Genomic DNA, 8,769 nt, shown 5'->3' on the forward strand with positions numbered 1-8,769 from the left:
GGGCGGAGTAAATCGCCGTCCTCTGGAAGCAGAATCTATGTCCATGTCCCCATCTACTCTTTGACGTGAGACAAACAGAACATCGGCTTTTGCTTGCGTATCCGCAAGAAAACGAGGCAAATCTGGGCCGATTGAGCGGTTAAGGGAAATTCCTCACGACCGATCTGTTGTCCGGCCGGATACGGGGCGGCGGCACTGCCGCCTAAAGAGCGTGGCGGTGGATCGCATCCCGGTCGAGGGACATTCCCCAGCCAGGCGCATCCGGGATCTGGGCCGTCCCATCGACGAGCTTTATCTTTTCCTCGTAGAGCGGCGCGAACCATTCCACGTATTCAAGGGAATGGGCCGTCGGGACGTGGGCGAGCAGCTGCAGGCTCATTTCGGGAAAAAGATGCGAGGAGATCGGCAGATCAAAGCTTGCCGCCAGTGCGCCAACGCGGGCGAATTCGGTAACGCCGCCAACCCGCTGGAGATCCGGCATGAGAATGGAGGCGGCACCCGTTTCGATCATCCGCCGGAAACCGTAGCGGGTATATTCATTTTCACCGGACGCGATCGGCATGCGCAGGGCTTTTGCGACCTTGGCCGAATCCTCCAATGCATGGGCCGGCACCGGTTCTTCGAACCAGGCGATATCCAGGGGGGCCAACGCATCGCCGAGCTTGATCGCCGCATCGACGTCGAGCGCCTGGTTGGCGTCGATCATCAACCCGATATCGCTGCCGATCGCCGCCCGAACGGCCTTCACACGCGGCAGGTCGACATCGATCCGTCCGGCAAGCCGCAGCTTCATCGCCTTGAAGCCAGCTGCGACGAAACCTTCCGCCTGCCGGACGAGCGAAGGAATGTCCTGAGTGAGCCATAGGCCACCGCTTGCATAGGCTGGAATGGTCTCACGGCACCGGCCCAGCATCCGCGAGATCGAAAGCCCGGCGCGTTTGGCTCTCAGATCCCACATGGCGCCATCGATCGCGGAAATGCCCATGATCGAGACGCCCGTGAAGCCGATGAAGTTGATGCGCCGCCAGGCATCAGCCCAGAAGGCGCCCGTATCGTCTGGATCGCGTCCGATCACCGCATCCCGCAGCACATGCACCATGCTATCCAGCAGCTTCATCTGCTCCGGCCGGATGGTGAAGATCAGGTTTTCGCCCCGCAGTCCCTCGTCGGTAACGAGATCGACGACGATGCAGGAGAATTGATGGATGGTCGCCGTGGCATTGCCGAGCGGTTCCGCAAGCGGCAGGCTGACGGCGGTGGTAGTGAGATCAGTGATTTTCATGGGATCGTTACCGGTTCAGGGCACGGGGAGCTTCGGTGTAGATGGGATCGTCGACGAAACCGCCGCCCTGCCACTTGGCTTGTGACGATCCTCTGTCAGGAATGCCGGGATTGCGTTCCAGTTCCGAGCGATAAATCTCCGAGCTGTCCTTCGGAACCCAGCCCAGATAGGCGGAAGCGGAATTATCCCACCATTTCGGCTGATTGTCCGACACGCCCCAGATCGTCGGGCAACCGAGATAGGGAGCCCTGAAGACCCGTTCGGAGAGGGATGCCATGTCATCGAAGCTCAGCCAGATCGACAGCATCCGCACCGTCGTCGGCCTGGGCCAGCAGGCACCGATGCGGACGATCGCCGTTTCCTGGCCGAATTTGTGAAAATACATCTGCGCCAGGCTCTCGCCGAAGCATTTCGAGGCGCCATAGAGGCCGTCGGGCTTGGTGGGCTGATCGACGCCGATGAACTGGTCCTGCCGGTAGAAGCCGACCGTATGGTTGCTGCTGGCAAACAGAATACGCGGTTTTCCATGCTTTCGCGCCGCTTCATAGAGATTGTGCAGACCGCGGATATTGCTGTCGAGAATGGTGGCAAAGGTGTTTTCGGAAGGAACGCCGCCGAAATGCAGGATGCCGTCGCACCCTTCCACCATGCGCAGGACGGCATCGGAATCCGCCAGGTCGCAGGCAAACGGCTCCTCGTTGGCCGCGGCATCGTCCAGTGGGGCGATATCGGAAATGCGGATGATCTCCGCCAGGTGCCCGAGCCGCTGGCGCATGGCCTTGCCCATGTTGCCGGCCGCCCCGGTGATCAGAAGCCGCTTCATCCCCATTCCTCCTCGATATGCTGCCGGCAATCTAGAAGGTGCCCCGAAGGGGCGTCAACTCATAATATGACTTGAAGACCAAAATAGGATGCCACGGTATTGGCTGCCGAAATTTTAGGTCAAGATAGCGCCAAATGCGTTGTTTTACCGATCTATATCGGTTGACGAGAGTTACCTTTTCGGTCTTCATATAAAGTAGCAGTCATGTGACGTCATACTCTCACCTGAGTGCCTGGAATGGAGGAACCCCAGATGAAATGGATGAAGCATGTGGCTCTGGCCACGGCTCTGACGCTGTCTGCGCCGGTCGGCGCATACGCAGATACCCCCGCCGACCAGCTGATCGTCGGCCTCAGCATGAACAATATCCTGACCCTCGATCCGGCCGCGATTTCAGGCCGCGAGGCGACGGGCGTCATCGCCAATCTCTATGACACGCTGGTGGAGCTCGCGCCGGACAAGAAGACCGTCAATCCGGGCCTCGCCAGCTCCTGGACGGTGACGGATGACGGCTCGATCACCTTCACGCTGAGGGATGGCGCAAAGTTCACGTCCGGCAATCCGGTCCGGGCCGAAGATGTCGTCTGGTCGATCAAACGTAATATCAGCCTTGGCCTGGTCGGGGCGGGCGTCTGGTCGTCCTTTGGTTACAAGGCTGGCAATATCGACCAGTTGCTGACGGCCGACGGCAACAAAATCACCCTCAAGCCGGCTCAGCCGACCGATCCGCAGCTTACGCTCGACATTTTTGGCAAGCCGGATGCCAGTGCGGTCATCGACATGAAGACCGCCATGAGCCACGAGACAAACGGCGACAAGGCAGCGGCCTGGCTGAAGATCAATGCCGCCGGTTCCGGTGCCTTCAGCCTGACGCGCTGGTCCTCCAACGAAATGCTCATCCTGACGCGTTTCGACGATTATTGGGGCGAAAAGCCCAGGATGAAGCGCGTGATCTTCCGGCACATGCCGGAATCCCAGACCAAGCGGCTGATGCTGGAAAAGGGCGACGTGGACGTCGCGATTGGCCTTTCGGTTCCCGATATCGCCGCGCTTAGCAAGAACAAGGACGTCGAAGTGCAGAGCACGCCGAGCTCGGGCTTCTATTTCCTCGCCGTGAGCATGAAGGACGAGCGCTTCAAGAACCCGGATGTGCGCCTCGCGATCCGCCATCTGATCGACTATGACGGCATCAACAAGTCGATCATGCCGAACTACGGCACCAAACGTCTTCGCCCGGTCGCCGAAGGCGTCATCGGCAGCTTGGCCGATCCGGACTACAAGATCGATGTCGCCAAGGCCAAGGAGCTGCTCGCCAAGGCAGGTTATCCCGACGGTTTCCCGGTCAGGCTGCTGACACTCAACGAGCCGCCTTTCACGGATACCGCCACCGCGATCCAGGCGACCCTTGCCCAGGCCGGCATCAAGGCCGAAATCGTCCAGGGCGCCGGTGACCAGATCTATGGCCCGATGCGCGAGCGCAAGTTCGAGATGCTCGTCGGTCGCGGCGGCGGCGGCCAGGAGCCGCATCCGCATTCCAACCTGCGCGCCCTGGTCATCAACCCGAACAACGCCGACGACGCCAAGCTCAGCGGCATCATCGGCTGGCGCACGTCCTTCTTCGACCAGCAGCTGAACGACATGTCGGCCAAGGCACTGGTAGAGCGTGACCAGGCGAAGCAGAAGACGGCCTATGRAGACATTCAGAAGCGATACGAGGAACTCGTTCCTGCGCTGCAGCCGATTTCGGCGGTTGTCGACAGCGTCGTCTATCGTGCCGACGTCAAGGGCTATGTGAACCACTACGGGTGGACGGTTCGTCTGCGCAGCGTGTCCAAGCAGCGCTGACCACTCATGCTATCAGTCCCTCCCAGGACGAGCGCTCGCAACCTCGGTTGCGGGCGTTTTTTACGGGCTGCGAACGCTCGGCCGCAGACATGAAAAAGCCGGCAGGTTGGACCTGCCGGCTGATGCGCTCGGGGAGAGGGTTGGAGAGGAGGACGCCTATTCGGCCGCCTGCACCCCGAGAGCGCCATTGCGATAGGGCTCGCAGAGAGCCTCCATCATCTTGATTTCTTCGGCGGTCAGGTCGGTCAAAGGGGCGCGAACCGGACCGGTGTCGAAGCCCATCAGCCGCACGCCGGCCTTGATGGCGGAAACGGCATAACCCTTCTGGCGGTTGCGGATCTCCATGAACGGATAGAAGAAATCGATGAGGATCTGGTTGGTGGCGGCCGTATCGCCGGCGCGGAGCGCCTTGTAGAACGTCTGGGCCAGCGCCGGAACGAAGTTGAAGACCGCCGAAGAATAGGTGGTGACGCCGGCGCCGAGATAGGCATCCGCAAAAAGCTCGGCCGTCGGCATGCCGCCGAGATAGGTCAGGCGGTCGCCCATGATCGCGGTGATCTTGCGCACAAGGCCGATATCGCCGGAACCGTCCTTGAAGCCGACCAGATTGGGGCAGGCCTCGCAAAGGCGCGCCAGCGTTTCTGCCGTCAGGATCGAATTGTCACGATTGTAGACCATCACTCCGATGCCGACCGACTGGCAGACGGTCTTGATATGCTGGTAAAGGCCTTCCTGGCTGGCATCCATCAGGTAATGCGGCAGCAGCAGGATGCCGTCGGCACCGGCCTTTTCGGCGGACTTGGCGATCGAGACGGCGATGCGCGTGCCGTAACCGCAGCCGGCAACGATCGGCGTGCTGCCGGCCGAAGCCTTGGCGGCGGTGATGATCTCCGGAAGTTCGGAGGGCTCCAGTGAAAAGAACTCACCCGTGCCGCCGGCGGCAAACAGCACCGAAGCATCGAAACCGGCCAACCAGCCGACATGCTGCTCGTAGGCCTTGCGGTTAAAGAGGCCATCCTTGCCGAAAGGCGTAACGGGGAACGACAGAAGGCCGGCGCCGAGCGCATGCTTCAGTTCATTTGGATCCATAGACATGGCAGTCCCTTCCTGGTTGATTTCCAGAAGGCTACCAAGTCATATTATGACTGTCAATAGTTGTATTATCTTTGTGGAAAACTCACGGCCGCCGTATCAGCGATCGATAGCGTTGCTGGCTCCCCTTGAGATGCATGCGCATGGCGTCGCGAGCAGCCGAATCATCGCCATCCGTGATTGCGCGGGCGATCCGGGCATGTTCATCCTGGATCTGGGCTAGGTATTCGGGCGGCGAAATCTCGACCTCGCCCTCCTGCAGCAGCGATCGCGGAATCATCTGCTTGCCGATCGCTTCCAGAAGTTCCCGGAAACGCGGGTTGTTGGTCGCATCCGCGATGGCAAGATGGAAAGCCCGGTCGCTTTCAACCGTTGCCGCGCCGGCAGCAATCTGCCGTTTGATCGTTTCGAGACATTCGAAGATCAACTCCTGCTGCGCCGGCGACGAGCGAACGGCGGCAAGGCCCGAGGCCTCGATCTCGATGGCAGCACGGACTTCCAGCATCTCGATGATCGAGGAAACGCGGCTGGCATCCACGGTGCGGAAGCCGCCCTGCAGCCCGGCTTGCGGCGCCAGCACGAAGACGCCGACGCCATGGCGGACCTCGACGAGGTTATCGGCCCGCAACGAGGCGATCGCCTCGCGGATGACCGTGCGGCTGACCTCGTATTGCTGGGTCAGTCCGCTTTCCGTGGGCAGTTTGTCACCGGGTTTCAACGCGCCACTCGTGATCGCATCCCGCATCCGCCGACCAACCGTCTCGACCAGGTTGCGGCCTTTTCGCGAGGGCATTTCCCCAGTGATGTTATCTGCTCTCTTCAATGTCCGCCCGCTCTCTCGCTTTGCCATTTCAGCCACTTAGAGGGGTAAAACCTGCCCGTGTTGTCAAGCACCGGGCAAGAATTTTATTGACGCCCGGCCACGGACCTATAGTATGAGATGACCTATGAGGTATGATGACACTGCGGACCGACGCATATTTACCGTCGACCCGTCCACGAGGGAAGAATGCTCAAGAGACTGCTTCTAACCGGCGCCGCGGGGAGTGTCGGCCGGGCAATCCGGCCGATGCTGAGGGAGATCGCCGAACACGTCGTGCTGTCGGATATCGGTGAGATCGCCGATGCGGGCGCGGGCGAAACCTTCGTTCAATGCGATCTGGCGGATGCCGCAGGTGTCGCAAAGCTGGTCGAAGGCGTCGACGGCATCATTCATCTCGGCGGCATTTCCCTCGAAAAGACGTTCGATCTCATCGTCCAGGGCAATATCGTCGGCCTCTACAATATCTATGAAGCCGCCCGGCACAACGGCCTGCCGCGCATCGTCTTTGCAAGCTCCAACCACGTCGTCGGCTACTATCGGCGCGATGAAAGGCTCGACAACACGGTCGTGCCGAGGCCGGACTCCCTCTACGGGGCTTCGAAGGTTTTCGGAGAGGCGATGGCCAGCCTCTATTTCGAAAAATTCGGACAGGAGACTTTGTCCGTCCGCATCGGTTCGTGCTTCGACAAACCGGTCAACACGCGCATGCTGGCGACCTGGCTCAGCTATCGTGATTTCTTTTCCCTCTGCCGGCGCGCCTTTGCTGCGCCGCGGATCGCACATACCATCGTCTACGGCGCCTCTGCCAACGACGAGCAGTGGTGGGACAATCGCAATGCCGCTTTCCTCGGCTGGAAACCTGAGGACACATCCGCAAAGTGGCGCGTCGAAGTGGAAACGGCAGCCGGCAGGCAAGACCCGACCGATCCTGCCGTCATCTATCAGGGCGGCGCCTTCGCCTCGGCCGGCCATCCGGACGATGCGTAAACGACAGACTTCCGCCGCCCGACGGGCGGCTCCGATCCGGCCGCCGCCGGGTCCCGATATGAAATGGCGGAGGTTCGTCCCTCTGCTTCTGACAGGAGGAATTTCGTGAAGATCGTAGACGTCAATGTGCGCGTATTCTCCCATACCACGCGCCGTCACCAGGATACCGCCGGCCATGCTCATCCGGGCCCGCCGCACAAGGTCAACCTGGCGCTGCTGACCATCGTCGACGACGACGGTGCGGAAGGCTATTGTTTTGCCCCGCCGGAAGTCGTTCGCCCGCACGTGATCGACAAGTTCGTCAAGAAAGTGCTGATCGGCGAAGATCCGTTCGCCCGCGAACGGCTGTGGCAGGACCTCGCGCACTGGCAGCGCGGCAGCGCGATGCAGCTGACCGACCGGGCGCTCGCGATCGTCGATTGCGCCCTGTGGGACCTTGCCGGCCGCAAGCTGAACATGCCGGTTCACAAACTGATCGGCAGCTACCGCGAAAAGATCCCGGCCTATGGTTCGATCATGTGCGGCGACGAGCTGGAGAACGGCCTCGCGACGCCGGAAGATTACGGCCGGTTCGGCGAAACGCTCGTCAAGCGCGGCTACAAGGGCATCAAGCTGCACACCTGGATGCCGCCGGTCTCCTGGGCGCCTGATGTCAAGATGGATCTCAAGGCCTGCGCCGCGGTCCGCGAGGCGGTCGGCCCGGACATCCACCTGATGATCGACGCCTTCCACTGGTATACCCGCACGGAAGCGCTGGAACTCGGCAGGGGCCTCGAAAAGCTGGGCTTCGACTGGATCGAGGAGCCGATGGACGAGCAGAGTTCGGCCTCCTACGCCTGGCTTGCGGAAAACCTCGACATTCCGGTCCTCGGTCCGGAAAGCGCCGGCGGCAAGCATTTCAGCCGCGCCGAATGGATCACCTCGAAGGCCTGCGACATCCTGCGCACCGGCGTCCATGACGTCGGCGGCATCAGCCCGGCAATGAAGACCATGCATCTGGCCGAATCCTTCGGCATGAACTGCGAAATCCACGGCAATGGCGCTCCGAACCTGATCGTCGCGGCCTGCACCAAGAACGCGAAATGGTACGAGCGCGGCCTGCTGCACCCGTTCCTCGAATATGACGACGGCTTCGAATACCTGAACGCCCTGGCCGACCCGATGGACGAAGACGGTTTTGTTCATATTTCCGACAAGCCGGGCATGGGCGAAGACATCAACTTCGACTTCATCAACGCCAATCTGGTCGAGTGAACCGTTTATTCTGCCTCCCAAGCAGGAAAGAGAAGCCCGGTCCCTTTGGGGCCGGGTTTCTTGTCTTTGCAGTCCGCCAAGCCTCTCGTCGGTGATTGGATCCTCGGGTCAAGCCCGAGGATGACGAGTATGTTGAGAGGACTGACGAAAACAGCAACCGTCTCGCTCGCCGAAACTTTGTAAGGATCCGGTTGCTCTGGGCACGGGGCACGCCCTCTCCTCCGTCATCCTCGGGCTCGACCCGAGGATCCAGTTTCGGAGGATTGCAATCCTTCGCGCGGGAGGCGCTCAGACCTTCGCCGGTGACATCATTTCGCTGATTTCCGGCCCCTCGGCCAACACTCCGGAGCCCCGCGCAGTCTCCTGCCGTGGCTTTTCAAAGATCGGAGAGCCCACACGAATGCGGAACCTCATAGTAAAATAATAATATGGCTCCGCATTCGCGTGGCCTTCGGCGTCTTGTCGGGGCTTCCGGCCCCTACAGGTGATCATCTCGCCTCGCTGCGTGGCTTTATTCGCGGCTTCCTTTCGGGAAACCTTGCCACTTGCACGGCTCAACCGAACCGGACATGGCTGTCCGGGGGAGGCTTGATAGGAATGGTCGTCTCGCGACGCACACTCCATGGCTTTCACCTCTTCCACCTTTCCCGCACGTTACGGTTC

General features: G+C 60.8%; 7 protein-coding genes. 3 read left to right on the forward strand and 4 right to left on the reverse strand.

Annotated features, from left to right (window positions below; translation table 11 throughout):
- Nucleotides 1-202 precede the first annotated feature (202 nt).
- Both AC1D3C_RS29240 and AC1D3C_RS29245 read right to left on the reverse strand, forming a co-directional pair.
- The gene (locus AC1D3C_RS29240) at nt 203-1,282 is read right to left on the reverse strand and encodes a mandelate racemase/muconate lactonizing enzyme family protein (RefSeq protein ID WP_247033601.1); all 1,080 of its coding nucleotides are present in this window, start codon (nt 1,280-1,282) and stop codon (nt 203-205) included.
- A 7-nt stretch (nt 1,283-1,289) separates the two neighbouring features.
- On the reverse strand, nt 1,290-2,105 hold the full coding sequence (locus tag AC1D3C_RS29245; RefSeq protein ID WP_247033599.1) for an NAD-dependent epimerase/dehydratase family protein: 816 nt from the start codon (nt 2,103-2,105) through the stop codon (nt 1,290-1,292).
- Nucleotides 2,106-2,366: 261 nt separating this feature from the next.
- Here AC1D3C_RS29245 and AC1D3C_RS29250 point away from each other — a divergent pair, with 261 nt between their 5' ends.
- A complete protein-coding gene (locus AC1D3C_RS29250) occupies nt 2,367-3,950 on the forward strand; it encodes an ABC transporter substrate-binding protein (RefSeq protein ID WP_477485342.1) in 1,584 nt (527 codons plus the stop codon).
- A gap of 156 nt (nt 3,951-4,106) precedes the next feature.
- Here the strand turns inward: AC1D3C_RS29250 and kdgD are convergent, their stop codons facing one another.
- Nucleotides 4,107-5,039, reverse strand: coding sequence for a 5-dehydro-4-deoxyglucarate dehydratase (kdgD, locus tag AC1D3C_RS29255; RefSeq protein WP_477485343.1), 933 nt, complete (start codon nt 5,037-5,039; stop codon nt 4,107-4,109).
- A gap of 88 nt (nt 5,040-5,127) precedes the next feature.
- Complete coding sequence (locus tag AC1D3C_RS29260) at nt 5,128-5,835, reverse strand: FadR/GntR family transcriptional regulator (RefSeq protein ID WP_477485344.1); 708 nt, start codon at nt 5,833-5,835, stop codon at nt 5,128-5,130.
- 216 nt (nt 5,836-6,051) lie between these two features.
- Here AC1D3C_RS29260 and AC1D3C_RS29265 point away from each other — a divergent pair, with 216 nt between their 5' ends.
- Together AC1D3C_RS29265 and AC1D3C_RS29270 are read left to right on the forward strand one after the other, a co-directional pair.
- A complete protein-coding gene (locus AC1D3C_RS29265) occupies nt 6,052-6,852 on the forward strand; it encodes an NAD-dependent epimerase/dehydratase family protein (protein ID WP_477485339.1) in 801 nt (266 codons plus the stop codon).
- A gap of 105 nt (nt 6,853-6,957) precedes the next feature.
- Nucleotides 6,958-8,106 (forward strand): mandelate racemase family protein, encoded by a 1,149-nt coding sequence (locus AC1D3C_RS29270; RefSeq protein WP_477485340.1) that lies wholly within the window; start codon nt 6,958-6,960, stop codon nt 8,104-8,106.
- Nucleotides 8,107-8,769 lie beyond the last annotated feature (663 nt).

The sequence above is a fragment of the Neorhizobium sp. P1_A6 genome (assembly GCF_056406795.1).

What these genes read in the sequence shown, in the direction of transcription:
- AC1D3C_RS29240 (WP_247033601.1), bottom strand. Translation starts at nt 1,282, where the DNA reads ATGAAAATCACTGATCTCACTACCACCGCCGTCAGCCTGCCGCTTGCG.
- kdgD (WP_477485343.1), bottom strand. Translation starts at nt 5,039, where the DNA reads ATGGATCCAAATGAACTGAAGCATGCGCTCGGCGCCGGCCTTCTGTCG.
- AC1D3C_RS29265 (WP_477485339.1), top strand. Translation starts at nt 6,052, where the DNA reads ATGCTCAAGAGACTGCTTCTAACCGGCGCCGCGGGGAGTGTCGGCCGG.
- AC1D3C_RS29245 (WP_247033599.1), bottom strand. Translation starts at nt 2,105, where the DNA reads ATGAAGCGGCTTCTGATCACCGGGGCGGCCGGCAACATGGGCAAGGCC.
- AC1D3C_RS29260 (WP_477485344.1), bottom strand. Translation starts at nt 5,835, where the DNA reads ATGCCCTCGCGAAAAGGCCGCAACCTGGTCGAGACGGTTGGTCGGCGG.